Annotated in this window: 16 protein-coding genes and 1 tRNA gene; 13 read left to right on the forward strand and 4 right to left on the reverse strand. The window is 64.3% G+C overall.

Translation table 11 applies throughout. From position 1 onward, the window contains the following. The first annotated feature begins 26 nt into the window (after window positions 1-26). Window positions 27-1,178 (forward strand): serine hydrolase domain-containing protein, encoded by a 1,152-nt coding sequence (locus AC07OK_RS01650; RefSeq protein ID WP_494688666.1) that lies wholly within the window; start codon window positions 27-29, stop codon window positions 1,176-1,178. A 6-nt stretch (window positions 1,179-1,184) separates the two neighbouring features. Here the strand turns inward: AC07OK_RS01650 and AC07OK_RS01655 are convergent, their stop codons facing one another. Further along, window positions 1,185-1,340, reverse strand: coding sequence for a hypothetical protein (locus AC07OK_RS01655; RefSeq protein ID WP_199538385.1), 156 nt, complete (start codon window positions 1,338-1,340; stop codon window positions 1,185-1,187). A gap of 147 nt (window positions 1,341-1,487) precedes the next feature. Between AC07OK_RS01655 and AC07OK_RS01660 the strand changes: the two genes are divergently transcribed. From AC07OK_RS01660 to dbpA, 9 genes are all read left to right on the forward strand, one after another. Continuing rightward, window positions 1,488-2,102, forward strand: a complete 615-nt coding sequence (locus tag AC07OK_RS01660; RefSeq protein WP_494688667.1) for a putative metalloprotease CJM1_0395 family protein — start codon at window positions 1,488-1,490, stop codon at window positions 2,100-2,102. Window positions 2,103-2,143: 41 nt separating this feature from the next. Then, window positions 2,144-2,353 (forward strand): hypothetical protein, encoded by a 210-nt coding sequence (locus tag AC07OK_RS01665; protein ID WP_494688668.1) that lies wholly within the window; start codon window positions 2,144-2,146, stop codon window positions 2,351-2,353. Window positions 2,354-2,430: 77 nt separating this feature from the next. Continuing rightward, window positions 2,431-3,372 (forward strand): hypothetical protein, encoded by a 942-nt coding sequence (locus tag AC07OK_RS01670; protein ID WP_494688669.1) that lies wholly within the window; start codon window positions 2,431-2,433, stop codon window positions 3,370-3,372. Between the two features lie 105 nt (window positions 3,373-3,477). Next, complete coding sequence (locus AC07OK_RS01675; protein ID WP_494688670.1) at window positions 3,478-4,647, forward strand: methyltransferase; 1,170 nt, start codon at window positions 3,478-3,480, stop codon at window positions 4,645-4,647. A gap of 91 nt (window positions 4,648-4,738) precedes the next feature. Further along, entirely contained in the window at window positions 4,739-5,146 is a 408-nt protein-coding gene (locus tag AC07OK_RS01680; RefSeq protein ID WP_494688671.1) for a hypothetical protein, read from the forward strand. A gap of 436 nt (window positions 5,147-5,582) precedes the next feature. Then, window positions 5,583-5,659: transfer RNA gene (locus tag AC07OK_RS01685), tRNA-Met, on the forward strand. Window positions 5,660-5,808: 149 nt separating this feature from the next. After that, a complete protein-coding gene (locus AC07OK_RS01690; RefSeq protein WP_494688672.1) occupies window positions 5,809-7,473 on the forward strand; it encodes an acid phosphatase in 1,665 nt (554 codons plus the stop codon). A 136-nt stretch (window positions 7,474-7,609) separates the two neighbouring features. Continuing rightward, window positions 7,610-7,834 carry a hypothetical protein gene (locus tag AC07OK_RS01695; protein WP_494688673.1) on the forward strand — a complete coding sequence of 75 codons (225 nt, stop codon included), beginning with the start codon at window positions 7,610-7,612 and terminating at the stop codon, window positions 7,832-7,834. A 73-nt stretch (window positions 7,835-7,907) separates the two neighbouring features. Continuing rightward, window positions 7,908-9,326 carry an ATP-dependent RNA helicase DbpA gene (gene dbpA / locus AC07OK_RS01700; RefSeq protein WP_494688674.1) on the forward strand — a complete coding sequence of 473 codons (1,419 nt, stop codon included), beginning with the start codon at window positions 7,908-7,910 and terminating at the stop codon, window positions 9,324-9,326. Between the two features lie 5 nt (window positions 9,327-9,331). Here the strand turns inward: dbpA and AC07OK_RS01705 are convergent, their stop codons facing one another. Further along, a complete protein-coding gene (locus tag AC07OK_RS01705) occupies window positions 9,332-10,537 on the reverse strand; it encodes an MFS transporter (protein WP_494688675.1) in 1,206 nt (401 codons plus the stop codon). 61 nt (window positions 10,538-10,598) lie between these two features. On the opposite strand from AC07OK_RS01705, the gene AC07OK_RS01710 reads away from it, so the two are divergent. Further along, complete coding sequence (locus AC07OK_RS01710; protein ID WP_494688676.1) at window positions 10,599-11,402, forward strand: AraC family transcriptional regulator; 804 nt, start codon at window positions 10,599-10,601, stop codon at window positions 11,400-11,402. Here the strand turns inward: AC07OK_RS01710 and AC07OK_RS01715 are convergent. Both AC07OK_RS01715 and AC07OK_RS01720 read right to left on the reverse strand, forming a co-directional pair. Continuing rightward, window positions 11,399-12,892, reverse strand: coding sequence for a sensor histidine kinase (locus tag AC07OK_RS01715; RefSeq protein WP_494688677.1), 1,494 nt, complete (start codon window positions 12,890-12,892; stop codon window positions 11,399-11,401). The genes AC07OK_RS01710 and AC07OK_RS01715 overlap by 4 nt on opposite strands. After that, window positions 12,889-13,605, reverse strand: coding sequence for a response regulator transcription factor (locus AC07OK_RS01720; RefSeq protein ID WP_116988204.1), 717 nt, complete (start codon window positions 13,603-13,605; stop codon window positions 12,889-12,891). Before AC07OK_RS01720 ends, AC07OK_RS01715 begins: the two co-directional genes overlap by 4 nt. 151 nt (window positions 13,606-13,756) lie before the next feature. On the opposite strand from AC07OK_RS01720, the gene msrB reads away from it, so the two are divergent. Together msrB and AC07OK_RS01730 are read left to right on the forward strand one after the other, a co-directional pair. Beyond that, a complete protein-coding gene (gene msrB, locus AC07OK_RS01725) occupies window positions 13,757-14,251 on the forward strand; it encodes a peptide-methionine (R)-S-oxide reductase MsrB (RefSeq protein WP_494688678.1) in 495 nt (164 codons plus the stop codon). A gap of 16 nt (window positions 14,252-14,267) precedes the next feature. Then, window positions 14,268-16,097, forward strand: coding sequence for a cytochrome c biogenesis protein DipZ (locus AC07OK_RS01730; protein ID WP_494688679.1), 1,830 nt, complete (start codon window positions 14,268-14,270; stop codon window positions 16,095-16,097). The last annotated feature ends 11 nt before the right edge of the window (window positions 16,098-16,108 follow it).

The raw sequence follows: 16,108 nt of genomic DNA on the forward strand, positions 1-16,108 counted from the left end.
GTTTTATTGTTAATTCAGGCTGGCTCATGAAATTATTGCTCCGTCTGTGTTTTTGCTTATCCACCGCACTGCCGCTTGCCCATGCCGCGCCTTGCGCCGCGCCCTACACGCAAGGCGATGGCTGGGAACTGGCGGCGCCTGAAGCATCGGGCTTCAACGCCAACGCACTGTGCGTCACGCTGACCGCGCTGGCCCAGGGCAAGGACAATATCCACGGCATCGTCATTGAACGCCACGGCAAGCTGGTGGCGGAGATGTACCGCACCGGCAAGGACCACTCGATCCGGCGTGGGCTGGGCGTCTGGCCGCCGTTCGCGCCGACGGTGGAATTCGGGCCGGACACGCTGCACGACGTGCGCTCGATCGGCAAGAGCGTCATCGGCCTGCTGGTCGGCATCGAGAAGCAGCGCGGCAAAATCGGCGCGCTCACCACGCCGGTGCTGGACTACTACCCCGAATATCAGGACTTGCGCACGCCGCTGCTGAACGCCGTCAACCTCGAACATCTGCTGACCATGAGCGGCGGCTGGAAGTGGGACGAAGGCGCACAGCCCAACAACGAGCTGCGGCTGTTCTGGAAATCCGACCAGCTGCGCTATGTGCTGGAGCGGCCCATCGTCGCGCCGCCTGGCGCGGTGTGGAACTACAACGGCGGCGGCACCACCATCCTGGCCGACATCGTCAGCCGCGTCAGCGGCCAGCCGTGGATCGAGGTCGCCCGCAAGGACTTGTTCGAACCGCTGGGTATCCTGCAGTGGGAATGGGTGACCGACTTGCGCGGCCGGCCGGCGCCGTTTGCGGGACTGCGCCTGCGTCCACGCGACATGGCCAAACTGGGACGGCTGATGCTGAACCACGGCCGCTGGAACGGCCGCCAGATCGTGACCGAGGAATGGGTGGATGCATCGCTGAAGCCGCGCCTGAGCGTGGGCTTCAGGAGTCCGGGCAACCAGCCGGACGAGCTGCATTACGGCTACCAGTGGTGGGACGGCACGGCGGCCTGGCACGGCCATCGCACGCCGTGGAGCGCCGCTTTCGGCAACGGCGGCCAGCGCATCTTCATCGTGCCGGAGCTCGATCTGACGGTGGTCATCACCGCCGGCGACTACGGCTCCGATGCGATGGGCGCGAAGGTCAACCAGCTGCTGCACACGCTGATCGCCACCGTCAGCGACTAGAACATCCTAGCGTTCGCGCCGCTCCTTTCGCTCCAGTTTGAGCATCTCCCACCCCAGCTCGCGGCGGATTTGCTGGGCGTCCGGCGGCGGGCGCCGTTCCGCGATTTGCGTCTGCAACCACTGCCGCACAGATTCTTTGCTCGGTTGCTTCTTTTGGTCCATGGTCTTGCCTCTTTGGTGGAAGATGATCCCCAGTAGACCTTCAACGCGGGCGCGCCGCGCCAGTTGACCTGCGGGCCGCCGCTAATTTGCAACCATTTGCTACAGATTTGCTATCATTCAGATGAGCAGGAGGCAATGCGCACCACCATGAGCACAGGCGCCATATCACCGAGTTCCGCCAGCCAGCCGCCGGTGCGCGCGACGCCGCCGGTTCAGGTGACGTCGTCGGTCACGCCTGCAGGTCCGGCTTCCGCCTCGACCAGCTCGTCCCCGAACACCAATTTTTCCGGCAGCGACTCCGTCACCAACCTCACGCCCGAAGCGCTGGCCCTGGTCGCCCAACTGAAAACCCGCGACACCGAAGTGCGCCAGCACGAGCAGGCGCACCTGGCCACCGCCGGCGGCCTGGCCACATCCGGCGCTTCCTACACCTACCAGCGCGGACCGAACGGAGTCGATTACGCCATCGGCGGCGAGGTGCATATCGATACATCGCCCGGCCGCACGCCGCAAGAGACCATCGAGCGCGCCCGCACGATACAGGCGGCGGCCTTGGCGCCGGCCGATCCCTCCGGCGCCGACCGCGCGGTGGCGGCCCAGGCGGCGCAGCTGGAACTGCAGGCCCGCGCCGAACTGGCGACGCAGCAGGTGGAACAGGCGGCGGCACGGGTCCACGGACAGGGCTCTGACGATGCCGCCAAAGTCCGCCGCACCTACGAAACGCCGCCGCTGGTGCCGCCCAAGCTGGACATCTATGCCTGAGTGATAGAATCCCGCCTTTACCAGTCCAGCCAAGAGCAACCATGTTAAAAGCACCACGCACCCTGACCTTCAAATGCGCCAAGTGCGCCAAAGCCGTGCAAGTCCGCCTGCAAAAGGTGTCGGCCTGCTCGCACATCCAGCCTTACCTGGGAATTTGCACCTGCGGCGAAGTCAAACACCACGCCATCGGCCAGAAAGACGCCGTCGCCTCCTACCTGGCGGCGCCGGAAGGCTGGACCCATCATCATTAATCTTCGCGCAGCCCTCAAGAAATCTCCAGCGGGACCGTTATAGAAGTACTATCAAATGGAATCCGCTGGAACCTGCCATGTCTATCCTACCTGCTCTCGGCCCCCGCGCTTTGCCAGCGCCACTCTATGGCGCCAACACGCGCAACGACGGCAAGACGACCGGCGCGGCCGCCGCCACGCCCCTGAAAGCCGCCAGTTCTTCGCCGGCTTCGCTGTCCGACGACGCCCTGGCGCAGCATGTGGCCTCGGTCGGCAACGCGACGGTCGATTTCGCGCAGGATTTCGTCAATAAGTTCGCCACCTCGCTGTTCGGCGACGCGGGCAAGGGCGCGACCATCAGTTTCGACTCGGCCAGCCTGGACACCTCGTCCAGCTTTGCCGTGGGCGTGCAGCACACTTCGGGACCGAACAGCAGCAGCGACGCTGCCGCTTTCGACCTGACCGACAGCTCGCACTTCATCGGCAAGGGCACGATCACCACCGCCGACGGCCGCAAATTCGATTTCGAAGTGGAAGTGCAGTACGACGCTGAACTGAGCGGCGCCGCCAGCCAGGAAACCAGCAACAGCAAGCCATCCAGCGACGCCGCCAGCAAGAAACCGGTGGCCGCCGATGGCGCCAGCACCGACAACCTGCCGTCGGTGCAGGTGCCGAATATCGACTTCCCTGGCACCTTGGCCGACCTGTTCCAATTGATCGGCCGCGACCTGCACTCGGCGCTGTCGACCGGCGACAGCTCCCCGAGCCAGGCCAGCAACGGCATCGACCGCAATACGCTGCGCAACCTGTCGCTGCGTCTTCTCAGCCTGGTCAACAGCAAGGACACCAACACCTACAGCGCGCCAACCGCCGCCGACAAGGTCAAGCCGGCAAGCGACGCCAACGGCGTGCAAGCCGTGTCGGACCCCATCAAGGCGGGACCGGCAGGCGTCAGCGCGACGCCCGCGCTGGCCGACGACCCGATCTCGACCACCGCCGCCAACGACGCCGCACCGAGCGCCAAAGACGCCACCAGCTAAGCGCCAAGTATAATAAGCGCCTCAACACCAAAACGCCGGCAGGGATGGACACCATCCCCGGCGTTTTTTGTGCTTCCGCTTATTACACCTACCGATTGCCCCGACATGTCAGCACAAACCACCGCCTCCCCGACGCCACAACAGATCCACTGGGAGGAGAACGGCGTGCAGTGTTCCGCGCGCTGGCGTTCCGAAGCCGGCATGGCGCCGCCGAAACGCGTCGTCCTCGCCGACGACCGCACCAATGCCGACGTGGCCTACCGCCTGGCCTGCGAAGGCACGGCGCTGCTGTGGCGCGGCGACTTCCAGAACGCCCGTCAGCTGCTGCAAGCGCTGGCGCGCCGCGCCGACCACAAGGCCAAGCCGGCCAAGAAAGCCAAGCCGGCCAAAGTGCCTGCCACGCCGACCGAAGCCTTCCACCTGCATCGCCAGGCGCAGTCGCAACGCGCTCGCACGCTGGCCATGCTGTTGATTCCCTTCGACGCCGCCTACGCCATCCCGCTGCGCCGCGCGCCGGACGTGCAGCTGGCCTGCAACGAGGCCTACGGCCGCTTCGAGGAACCGTTCGTGGCTTCGCTGCGCGAGCTGCTGGGCGTGATCGGCGCGCACGAATGGCGCCGCACCGGCGTGGAGATCCCGGCGCTGGACGCGCGCATCCACCCGCATTACGGCGTGTTCTCGCCGGTGCGCGGCGAGTATGTGGAACTGGTGGCGAATACGCCGCTGCCGGCCGGCGTCAAGCTGGCCTACGACATCGGCGCCGGTACCGGCGTGCTGTCGGCGGTGCTGGCCAAGCGCGGCGTGGCGCGCGTGATCGCCACCGACCAGGATCAGCGGGCGCTGAGCTGCGCGCGCAAGAATCTGGCGCGGCTGGATCTGGACGGCCAGGTCGAGCTGCTGGAGGCGGATCTGTTCCCCGAAGGCCGGGCGCCGCTGGTGGTGTGTAATCCACCGTGGGTGCCGGCGCGTCCGAGCTCGCCGATTGAATACGCGGTCTACGATCCGGACAGCCGCATGCTGCGCGGCTTTCTGGCCGGCCTGTCGGACCATCTGACGCCGGGTGGCGAGGGCTGGCTGATTTTGTCGGACCTGGCCGAGCACCTGGGCCTGCGTCCGCGCACGGACCTGATGGAATGGATCGCCGCCGCCGGCCTGAAAGTGATCGACCGCCACGACGTGCGCCCTACCCACCCGCGCGCCGCCGACGCCACCGATCCGCTGCACGCGGCACGCGCCGCCGAGGTCACGTCGCTGTGGCGCCTGGCCGCCGCGTAACACCGCCTTGCGGCAGATCAGACTTGTATCGAGTGGCGTTTGACTCTGTTTAACATCCAGAGCAGACTTTCCTAAGAAAGCGGGGCCACTCATGCAAACAGTTGAGATCCTTCAAGCGATACGCAGCCTTCTGGAGCAACTTCAGGAGACAAAATCCGACAATTTCGCAGAGTTGTCGAGACACTTAAGTCAAATGCAGGAGTATTTTGACGCCACACTTTCGCGCATCCACTCCGGCGAAGCCGAAGATGCTCTCGACCTCGACTTCAAAATCGACGATGCACTGGCACTAGCCAAGCAAGTTATCCGAGAAACCTACAAACGAGCTGTCTTGCCCCTCCTCAGGGAAGCTGCGAGAGCCGCCTATGCCTCCGCCACCAATCTGCAGTGGGAACTTGGCGAGCACGACATACCGTTCTCTCCCCGCAAACCCGGGTATGTAGCAAGCACGGCAGAGGAAGTAAATCAGGTATTGGACCGGATTGAGTCCGAGAGATGAGTTCGGAGAGACTTATCCGAACGCTCAACTGTGATCTACCTCGGTTTAAAAACAGTTTTCAGCGGCTTAAACCGGACATCAAGAAAGAGGCAAGGCGCGCTCTCGGCGACATGATTTTGATAGACATTGATAACCCACCAGCTAAGCTGCACCTGCATACTCTGACCAACAAGCAAGTTAGCTCGGCACTGGACCCGACGAAAAAAGTCAACGTCTACACGGTTCACCTCACTAGCAACGACGCCTACAAGGCGAGCTTCACCTTTGAAAGCGGCTGTGCATATTTGAGGGACTGCGGAACCCACGCAGACATCGACAAGTTCCCGTAGTGATGCCATAAGCATAAGCCGAACTTAAAAAATCTGGAGAAATATAAGTAGCTCTTATTTTGACCCTTGCGGAATACAAAAGGTCTATGTATAATTCGGGCCTCAGACGCGGGGTGGAGCAGTCTGGCAGCTCGTCGGGCTCATAACCCGAAGGTCACAGGTTCAAATCCTGTCCCCGCAACCAGATTCGATAAGCCGTTGATTTCTTTCAGGAATCAACGGCTTTTTCTGTTTACGGCGCCGATCCCCCTGGCGCGCAGCCCCATCGCCGATATACCCAACCCGTCACAAAACTGTCACAATTGCTCTTTTTGGTTACCCAGGGAGACGCGTGTGAAGGATCAAGTTCAGGTTACAGCCCAACAGGAGCAGGATGCGCCCGCCAGTCCATCGCGCCGCCGCATCTTCCAGGCCGCCGCCGCTACCGGCATGGCCGCTTCCCTGCCTGCCCTGAGCGAAGCCGCCGCCGCCAAGCCGGCCGCCGCCAAAGGCTCGCTGGACGCCAAGCTGCAAGCCCACATCAAGAACGTGGTCGTGATCTACCTGGAAAACCGCAGCTTCAACAACCTGTTCGCCAACTTCCCCGGCACCGCCGCGCCTTTGTCGGCCGCCACCGCAGCGGCCTGCCAGCAGCGCGACTTCGACGGCTCGGTGCTGCCCACGCTGCCGAAAGTCTGGGGCGGCATGGTGCCGAACACCCAGGACATCGGCGGCAAAAAATACGCGCTGAAGGAAGACGACGTCAAGAACCTGCCGAACGGCCCGTTCAAACTGGTCGACAGCGATGGCAAACCACTGCCTGAAGCCGTGATCACGCGCGACCTGTGGCACCTGTTCTACCAGAACCAGATGCAGATCAACGACGGCAAGAACGACGGCTTCGCGGCCTGGGGCAACACCGGCGGCATGGTCATGGGCTACTACGGCGAGACCAGCAAGAACCTCGGCCTGTGGAAGATCGCCGAACAGTACACGCTGTGCGATAACTTCTTCATGGCGGCCTTCGGCGGCTCCTACCTGAACCACCAGTTCCTGATCTCCGGCCGCACGCCCGAATACTTCAACGCCAAGGACACCGCCGCCAAGAAAAAGATCGCGGTGCTCGACGACGGCCCAACCGGCATGCGCCTGTCCGTGACCAAGGACAGCCCCGCCTCGGCGATGGACGGCCATCCAATCTACACCAACAACGGCGCCATCACGCCGGACGGCTACGCGGTCAACACCATGGCCCCGCCCTACCAGCCGAGCTATATCCGCCCGGCCTTCGACGGCGATCCGCTGCTGGCCGATCCCAAGGACTCCGGCACCCTGCCGCCGCAAACCTACGACACCATCGGCGACCTGCTGTCGGCCAAGAAGGTCAGCTGGGCGTGGTACGGCGGCGCGTGGCAGGCGGCGCTCGACGCGCGCGGCGGCGGCGAGAAGCCCAACTTCCAGTACCACCACCAGCCGTTCAACTACTTCAAGCAGTTCGCGCCCGGCACCGCCGCGCGCGCGGAACACCTGCGCGACGGTGGCCTGGGCGACAGCCCGATCTCGAACAAATTCCTCGCCGACGCCATCGCCGGCAAGCTGCCAGCGGTGACCTTCTACAAGCCGCAAGGGAACCTGAACCTGCACGCCGGCTACTCGGACATCGAGTCGGGCGACGCCCACATCGCCAACGTGATCGAGCACCTGAAGAAGTCCCCGCAGTGGAAGGACATGGTCATCGTGATCACCTTCGACGAAAACGGCGGCTGGTGGGATAACGTGGCGCCGCCCAAGGGCGACCGCTGGGGCCCAGGCTCGCGCATCCCTGCCATCGTGGTCTCGCCGTACGCGAAAAAAGGCCAGGTCGATCACAGCTTCTACGACACCACCTCGATCATGCGCTTCATCACCCGCCTGCACGGCCTGCCGCTGCTGGAAGGCCTGAAGCTGCGCAACGACGCCTTCGCGGCCCGTAATGCGCTGCCGCCGGGCGATCTGACGGGGGCGCTGAGCTTCCGATGAGTTGATGCCGCGGATGTGCTGGAGACGGCACCTCTGTGTTACAATCCGCGACTTACTTACTGAGCCCGACTGCTGCAGCCGGGCTTTTGTTTTGAGCGGCGCATTTTCACCAGTGCCGTGGGCACGAGATTTAAGAATGAGAGATAAAAAAGATAACGCCACGTTCGACCTGCCCGGCTTCAGCCCGGCCGCGCCGCTCGAACCGGAAGCGAAGCGCCCACCGGCGCCACGCGGCAAGCGTCCCACGCTCAAGCAAGTGCAGCTCGAACTGCTCGACGCCACCGACAACTCCGGTCTGCCGGTCTGGGTGCGCGACGAAAACCTGGACCTGACCGGCTTGCCGGTGTGGGCGCCAAACTAATACCAACCCGATATCACAGCGTCAGCGAGCCTGTTAGACTGTGACCACGTCCTTTTTGAACAGGTCTGACACCATGACATCCACCGCCTCCACCGCGTTTTCCAGCCTGCCGCTGACCACCGCCCTCCTGGACAATCTCGAATCGCTCGGCTACAAGGAGATGACGACGATCCAGGCGCAAAGCCTGCCGTCGGTGCTGGAAGGCCGCGACCTGATCGCCCAGGCCAAGACCGGCAGCGGCAAGACCGCCGCCTTCGGCATCGGCATCCTGGCCAAGCTCAATCCGGCCTGGTTCGCCGTGCAGGCGCTGGTGCTGTGCCCTACCCGCGAACTGGCCGACCAGGTGGCCAATGAGCTGCGCCGCCTGGCCCGCGCCACCGGCAACGTCAAGGTGCTGGTGCTGACCGGCGGTTCGCCGATGCGTCCGCAGATCGCCTCGCTGGAGCATGGCGCCCACATCGTGGTCGGCACGCCGGGCCGCGTGCGCGACCACCTGGGCCGCGCCACGCTGGACCTGTCGAAAGTGGAAACGCTGGTGCTGGACGAAGCGGACCGCATGACCGACATGGGCTTCTACGACGAAATCGCCGGCATCGTCAGCGCCTGCCCGAAACGTCGCCAGACCTTGCTGTTCTCGGCCACCTACCCTGACGACATCCGCCGCGCCACCGATTCCTTCCTGGCCGATCCGGTCGAAGTGACGGTCGAAGCGCAGCACGACAACAGCCAGATCGAACAGCTGTTCTTCGAGATCGGTTTCGACGAGCGCACCTCCGCCGTGGCGCGCCTGCTAGGCCACTACAAGCCGGTATCGGCCATCGCCTTCTGCAACACCAAGGTGCAATGCCGCGAGCTGGTGGAAGAGCTGCAATCGAAGGGTTTCTCCGCGATGGCGCTGTACGGCGAACTGGAACAGAAGGAACGCGACGAGATCCTGGTGCTGTTCTCCAACCGCAGCTGCTCCGTGCTGGTGGCCACCGACGTCGCCGCGCGCGGCCTGGACATCCCTAACCTGGAAGCGGTGATCAACGTCGACGTGTCGAAGGACACCGAGGTGCACATCCACCGCATCGGCCGCACCGGCCGTGGCGCCGAACAAGGCCTGGCCTTGTCGCTGTGCGCGCCGAACGAGAAGAAGTGGGTCAAGCTGATCGAGGAATACCAGAAGGCGCCGGTCGAATGGTTCGACCTGAAATCGCTGGACGACAACGAATACGGCGTCGATCCGGCACCGATGATGACGCTGGTGATCTCGGGCGGCAAAAAGGACAAGCTGCGTCCGGGCGACCTGCTGGGCGCACTGACCGGCGATGCTGGTTTGAGCAAAGAACAAGTCGGCAAGATCAACGTGTTCGAGTTCCAGACCTACGTGGCGATCGACCGCCGCGTGGCCTACGATGCCTTCGAGCGCCTGAGCAAGAACAACCCGCTGGGCGGCGACTTCGGCGCCATCAAAGGTCGCAACTTCAAGATGCGCTTCATCGAGTCCTGATTCGATTAGCGGTGCGGCTGCTCGATATGCGGCAGCAGCACCGTCAGGATGCCCAGCAGCGGCAGGAACGAACAAAGCTTGTACACATAGGCGATGCCGGCCACGTCGGCGATATGCCCCATGGCGGCGGCGCCGATGCCGCTCACGCCAAACATCAATCCAAAGAAGATCCCCGCAATCATGCCAACCTTGCCCGGCATGAGCTCCTGCGCGAACACCACGATGGCGGAAAACGCCGACGAGATCACAAAGCCGATCACCATCGACAGCGCCGCCGTCCAAAACAGGCCGACGTAGGGCAGTGCCAGCGTGAACGGCGCCGCGCCAAGGATCGAGATCCAGATCACGCGCTTGCGGCCAATGCGGTCGCCGATCGGCCCACCCATGAAGGTGCCCGCCGCCACCGCCGCCAAAAACAAGAACAGATACAACTGCGCCGACGATACCGACAAGCCGAATTTATCGATCAGGTAGAAGGTGTAGTAGCTGCTCAAACTGGACATGTAGACGTACTTGGAGAAGACCAGCAGCGCCAGCACCGTCAGCGCGCCATAAACGCGGGCTTTAGATAAAGGCGATACGGCGTGCGATGCGGCTTTGCGCGGCAGTCCGGCCAGGTGCGCGCTATGCCAGCGGCCGACATGCACCAGCACCGCAATCGCCACCACCACCACCAGCACGAACCAGGCGATATTGCCCTGCCCCCGGCCGATGATGATGGCCGCAGCCAGCAAAGGCCCAAGCGCCGAGCCGACATTGCCGCCGACCTGGAACAGCGATTGCGCAAAACCGAACCGCCCACCCGAGGCGATGCGCGCCACGCGCGAAGCCTCCGGGTGGAAGGTCGAGGAACCGACGCCGATCAACGCAGCGGCTATCAGCAAAGCCGGGAAGCTGCTGGCGACGGACATCATCAGCACGCCGATCAGCGTGGCGACCATCCCCAGCGGCAGCAGAAATGGCATCGGGCGACGGTCGGTGTATAGGCCTATCCACGGTTGCAGCAGCGAGGCGGTGCACTGGAAGACCAGCGTGATCAGGCCGACCTGTGTGAACGTCAGGCCGAACTGCGCCTTCAGCATCGGGTAGATCGACGGCAGCATCGCTTGCGTCAGGTCGTTCAGCAGATGGACCAGGGCGACGGCGCCGAGGATGGAGATAACGGTGTCGCCGTGCGGGCGACTGGCGGGAGCAAGTGTGGATGTATTCATGCCAGCCAGTGTAATATGGTCGAAAACCCGATCTATTCCATTTTTCGTCGAATAAGTGACAATGAAAGCTCTCCAACGCAGCGGCGACCATCGCGATTATCAGCGCGTGCCACGCGTGGTCACGGCAATGGCGCGCGACGCGGTGCACGGTGTATCGGCGGCCCCGCACAGCCACGAACGCGCGCAGCTGCTCTATGCCACCGAAGGACTGATGAAGGTGAAGACCGCCTTCGGCGTATGGCTACTGCCGCCGCGCCGCGCGCTGTTCATCCCGCCGGGCGTGGTGCATCAATGGACCTCGCTGAGCCGCGTGACGATGCGGACCATCTACATCGAGGCCGCAACGGCACAGGCTTTCGGCGACAGCTGCCGCGTGATCGAAGTCAGCCCGCTGCTGCGCGAACTGATACTGTCGTTGCTGGACGAGCCGATCGAATACCCGCTGCCCGGCCGCGGTGAACATCTGGCGATGCTGATCCTGTCCGAACTGGCGGCGGCGGAGACGGTGCCGATCGCGATCCCCTGGCCGCGCGACCGGCGCCTGCTGGCGGTGTGCGAAGCCATCGTGGACGATCCGGGCAGCCCGCGCACCATCGAGGACTGGGCCACCGAAGCCGGCGCCAGCGCGCGCACCTTGATCCGTCTGTTCCCCAAGGAGACCGGGCTGCATTACCGCCAGTGGGTGCAGCAGGTGCATCTGGCCGAGGCGTTCGGCCGGCTGGCGCGCGGCGACAGCGTGGGCGAGATCGCGGCGGCGCTGGGCTACGCCAGCCCGAGCGCGTTCAGCGCCATGTTCCGCCGCATACTCGGCAAAACACCGCAACATTATCTGAACAGCTGGCGCGCGCCTTTGCAGCAGGCCTAAGCCGTCGCCAGCGTAAAACGGAAGACGGCGCCCCGCTCCGGCACGCGGACCAATTCAATGCTGCTGTCGTGCAGTTGCAAGATGCGGCTGACGATCAGCAGGCCCAAGCCCCCTTCCCTGTGTTCGCCGCGCAGCGCGAATGGGCGGCGGAACAGTACTCCCTCCATATCCACCGGGATGCCTGGGCCGGTATCGCCGACGGTGATGCGAACGTGACCTTGCCCACCCGGCTCCACCGTGATCTCGACGGTGCCGCCGGGCGGCGTATGGCGGATCGCGTTGTCGAACAAATTGGTCAGCACGCGCTCGATCATGCCCAGGTCCGCGCGCACCATCGGCGCCGGATGCGGCAGCACGGCATTCAGGCGCAGCTGCTTTTCCTCGGCGCGCAGCTCGAATTTCTGGAACACGTCCTGTATCAGATCGCTGAGCGAAAAGGCTTCAATCTCCGGCTCCACCGCGCCGTGCTCCAGGCGCGCCAGCTCGAACAGGGCCTGCGCCAGGCGTCCCACCTTGCGGCTCTGCGCCAGCGCGATGCCGAGGTAATGCTGGCGGCTCGCCGCGTCCAGCGTTTCATCCTTCAGCGACAAGGTCTCCAGGTAGCCGTGCAGTGAGCCAAGCGGCGTGCGCAGGTCGTGCGAAATGTTCGCCACCACTTCGCGGCGTTCATGATCCAGCTGACGCATGGTCTGCCATTGTTCGTTGATGCGCTCCGCCATTTCGCCATAGGTGCGCTCCAGGATCGCGATCTCGTCGCGCCGCCCGCCGGCATTGGGCGGCGGCAGCACCAGCTGCTCGGCCTTGGTGTCGAGCTGGCGCATGGTGGCGGCCAGGCGATGCAAAGGCCGCGTGATCAGGCGGAAGGCAACCAGGCCGGCCAAGAGACCTAGCAAGGCCACGATCGCCATCGACCACAAGGTCGTGCGCAGCACCGAACTGGCGGTGGCGCGGGCGGCAAGGCGGTCATGCTCCTCGCTTTGCAGAATGACGTAGATGTAGCCGACCTTGCGTTCATCCATGCGCAGCACGGCCGCGCTGAAGACCTTGCGGCCGCTGTCGCTGCGCGGGTCGTCGCCCTGGATCGGCAAGGGCTGGTTGTCCAGCAGGCGGCGGATCGGTTCAAGGTTGACATGGTCGCGCTTCAGGTGGCCGGCCGGCGCGGCGTGGCCGACGATGCGGCCGTCCATGTCCAGCAGATAGACCTCGACGTTGGGATTGACCACCATCAGCTGGCCGAACAGGCGACGCACCGTTTCGGGGCCGAGGCCCACACTGGCCGGTACGCCGGGCGCTGGCGCGGGATCGCTGTTCGCATGCATCAGCTGCGCATCGAGCGCGATGCTGCGCGCCAGTCCGCGCGACAGGCCCTGCACCACTTCCTTCTCATGCATGATGTTGGCGCGGATCTGCAACCACGCGGACGCGCCGCAGCAAGCCAGCAGCAGCACAGAGAACACCAGCGACAGCCGCTGGGAAAGGCTCAGGTTCATTCCGCGGGCCCGCCGTTGGCAAAGCGGTAACCCTTGCCCCACACGGTCAGGATACGGGCCGGGTCGGCGGGATCGGCCTCGATCTTGGCGCGCAGGCGGTTGATGTGGGTGTTCACCGTGTGCTCGTAGCCGTCGTGCTGGTAGCCCCAGACCTGGTTGAGCAGGTCCAGCCGCGAGAACACTTTTTCGGGATGCTTGACGAAGAAGTACAGCAGGTCGAATTCGCGCGGCGTCAGGTCCAGCGGGCGGCCTTCGACCTGGGCTTGCCGGGTCAGAGGATCAAGACGCACACCGTTCAGTTCCAGCGCGCCGGATTCGTTGCGCTGGTTGCGGGCCATGGCGTCGGCACGACGCAACAGCGCCTTGACGCGCGCCACCAGCTCCAGCACCGAGAACGGCTTGACCAGGTAATCGTCCGCGCCCAGTTCCAGGCCGAGGATGCGGTGCACTTCGCTGGAGCGGGCGCTGGTGATGATGATGGGCGTGTAGGTCGCCATTGCCCGCGCCTGGCGGCAGATTTCCAGGCCGTCCACGCCGGGTAGCATCAGGTCGAGGATCAGCGCATCCCAGCCACCGGTGCGCAGCTGGGCCAGGCCCTGGTTGCCGTCGGCGCAATGGGTGACCTGGTAGCCCTCGTCCTGCAAATGCAGGCGCAGCAGGTCGGCGATGGGCATATCATCCTCAACGATCAGGACGCGTTTTGGTAAATCCATAGTCAGTCGGGCCGGGTAAGAGTCTGGGTGCCGCCATTGTGCGGGATTCCTGCCTTGAAAAGTATCACATTTAATTGAAGTTTACGTGAGGATTTCGCCAGCCCTTCCCGGCCACAATGGCTGCATCGACATTCCACTTTATGGAGCTCTTATGACTTCCAGACGTAAATTTCTCCTGACTAGCGGCGCCGCCCTGATGGCAGGCGCCGCAGCTTTAAAATGGCGCGCCGCCCATGCCGCGCCAACTCCGGCCTGGGAAGTGACCCACACGGACGCCGAATGGCGCGCCCTGCTCTCGCCTGCGCAGTACGAAATTTTGCGGCGCGGCGGCACGGAGCGGCCGTTCAGCAGCCCGCTCTACAAGGAGCATCGCACCGGAAAATTCTTCTGTGCCGGCTGCCAGAATCCTTTGTTCTCGTCCGCGACCAAGTTCGATAGCGGTACGGGCTGGCCCAGTTTCTGGAAGCCGTTGGAACGCGGCGTCTACACCAGCCGCACGACGTCGCTGGGCTTCCGTGGCGCGGAGGTGCAGTGCCGCCGCTGCGGCGGGCATCTGGGCGATGTTTTCGATGACGGCCCGGAACCGACCGGCCTGCGTTACTGCATCGACGGTCTGGCGCTGACCTTCACGCCCGGCGCGGCTTAACGGGAGGGTGATCGTCATGTTGCTGATACTTCTTTCTTATCTGGGCGGCGCGCTGACCATCCTCAGCCCGTGCATTTTGCCGGTGCTGCCGTTCGTGTTTGCGCGCACCGGGCAGCCGTTTGTGCGCAGCGGCCTGCCGATGTTGGCCGGGATGGCACTGACCTTTGCGCTGGTGGCCACGCTGGCGGCGGTCGGTGGCGGCTGGGTGGTGCAGGCCAACCAGTACGGACGCTGGCTGGCGATGGCGCTGATGGCTTTCTTTGGTTTGACCTTGATGCTGCCGCATCTGGCGGATCGCCTGACCAAGCCGCTAGTGGCGCTGGGCGACAAGCTGTCCAGCAAGGCGCATGCGTCGGATGCTGCAACTGGTGACGGTGCATGGTCCGGAGCGCGGGCGTCGTTCCTGCTCGGGATTGCGACCGGTCTGCTGTGGGCTCCCTGCGCCGGTCCGGTGCTTGGCCTGGTGCTGACCGGCGCGGCGCTGAACGGCGCCAGTGCCGGGACTACCTTGCTGCTGCTGGCTTATGCGGCTGGCGCGGCGACTTCGTTGGCGTTGGCGCTGCTCATCGGCGGTAAGGTCTTCAGCGCGATGAAGCGCTCATTGGGCGCGGGCGAATGGATACGGCGCGGCTTGGGCGTGGCGATGCTGGGCGGCGTGGCGGCCATCGCCAGCGGGCTCGATACCGGGCTGTTGACACGGGTGTCGACCGTGGCGACGGCGGGTCTGGAGCAGAAGCTGATCGATAAGCTGTCGCCCCGCGAACCGCAAGGCGGCGCGATGATGGCCGGCGGTGCGATGATGTCGCGCACCGCGATGACCGGCAAGGGCGCTGCCATGATGGCCATGCACGGCGCAGCGTCGAACGATGACACGCTCCCGGTGGAAGGCAAGCTGCCGCCGCTGACCGGCGCCGTCGACTGGCTGAACTCCGCGCCGCTGACCGCAGCCCAGCTGAAAGGCAAAGTAGTGCTGGTCGACTTCTGGACCTACTCCTGTATCAACTGCCTGCGCACCATGCCTTATCTGAAAGCTTGGGCGGAAAAATATCGCGACCAGGGCCTGGTGGTGATCGGCGTGCACGCTCCCGAATTCGCCTTCGAACGCGATATCGGCAACGTCCGCAAGGCGATCAAGGATCTCGGCATCACCTACCCTGTCGCCGTCGATAACGACTACGCCATCTGGCGCGCCTTCGGCAACCAGTACTGGCCGGCGCACTACTTCATCGACGCTAAGGGCCAGATCCGTCATCACCATTTCGGCGAAGGCGAATACGCCCAGTCCGAGCAGGTGATCCAGCAACTGCTGGAGGAAGCGGGCCGCAAGAACGTCGCCAACACGGTAGTCAGCGCGGAAGACGCCAAGGGCGTGCAGCAGGCCGCCGACATGAGCCAGGTGGCTTCACCGGAGACCTATCTGGGCTACGAACGCGCACGGAACTTCGCCTCGCCGGAAGGTCAGGCAGCGGACAAGGCGCGCAGCTACACCGCACCTTCGCAGCTGGCGCTGAATCAATGGGGCCTGGCCGGGAACTGGCTGTCGCAGCCCGACCAGGTCACACTGAGCCAGGGCACGGGGCGCATCGTCTACCGCTTCCATGCGCGCGACCTGCACCTGGTGCTCGGCCCCGGCAAGGACGGCAAGCCGGTGCGCTTCCGCGTGACGGTAGACGGCGCCGCGCCAGGCGCCAGCCACGGCACCGACGTCGGCGCCGACGGCAGCGGTACCATCACCGGGCAGCGTTTGTATCAGCTGGTGCGGCAGTCCGGCGGCATCGCCGACCGCACCTTCAGCATTGAATTTCTCGATCCCGGCGCGCAAGCCTACGCCTTTACCTTTGGTTGAAATGGAGAGCA

This window comes from Duganella sp. GW821-FHT07G03 (genome assembly GCF_059418605.1).

Coding starts and splice junctions, on each gene's coding strand:
- AC07OK_RS01650 (WP_494688666.1), top strand. CDS start 27: ATGAAATTATTGCTCCGTCTGTGTTTTTGCTTATCCACCGCACTGCCG.
- AC07OK_RS01710 (WP_494688676.1), top strand. CDS start 10,599: ATGAAAGCTCTCCAACGCAGCGGCGACCATCGCGATTATCAGCGCGTG.
- msrB (WP_494688678.1), top strand. CDS start 13,757: ATGACTTCCAGACGTAAATTTCTCCTGACTAGCGGCGCCGCCCTGATG.
- AC07OK_RS01705 (WP_494688675.1), bottom strand. CDS start 10,537: ATGAATACATCCACACTTGCTCCCGCCAGTCGCCCGCACGGCGACACC.
- AC07OK_RS01730 (WP_494688679.1), top strand. CDS start 14,268: ATGTTGCTGATACTTCTTTCTTATCTGGGCGGCGCGCTGACCATCCTC.
- AC07OK_RS01715 (WP_494688677.1), bottom strand. CDS start 12,892: ATGAACCTGAGCCTTTCCCAGCGGCTGTCGCTGGTGTTCTCTGTGCTG.
- AC07OK_RS01675 (WP_494688670.1), top strand. CDS start 3,478: ATGTCAGCACAAACCACCGCCTCCCCGACGCCACAACAGATCCACTGG.
- AC07OK_RS01695 (WP_494688673.1), top strand. CDS start 7,610: ATGAGAGATAAAAAAGATAACGCCACGTTCGACCTGCCCGGCTTCAGC.
- AC07OK_RS01665 (WP_494688668.1), top strand. CDS start 2,144: ATGTTAAAAGCACCACGCACCCTGACCTTCAAATGCGCCAAGTGCGCC.
- AC07OK_RS01720 (WP_116988204.1), bottom strand. CDS start 13,605: ATGGATTTACCAAAACGCGTCCTGATCGTTGAGGATGATATGCCCATC.
- AC07OK_RS01680 (WP_494688671.1), top strand. CDS start 4,739: ATGCAAACAGTTGAGATCCTTCAAGCGATACGCAGCCTTCTGGAGCAA.
- AC07OK_RS01670 (WP_494688669.1), top strand. CDS start 2,431: ATGTCTATCCTACCTGCTCTCGGCCCCCGCGCTTTGCCAGCGCCACTC.
- AC07OK_RS01660 (WP_494688667.1), top strand. CDS start 1,488: ATGAGCACAGGCGCCATATCACCGAGTTCCGCCAGCCAGCCGCCGGTG.
- dbpA (WP_494688674.1), top strand. CDS start 7,908: ATGACATCCACCGCCTCCACCGCGTTTTCCAGCCTGCCGCTGACCACC.
- AC07OK_RS01655 (WP_199538385.1), bottom strand. CDS start 1,340: ATGGACCAAAAGAAGCAACCGAGCAAAGAATCTGTGCGGCAGTGGTTG.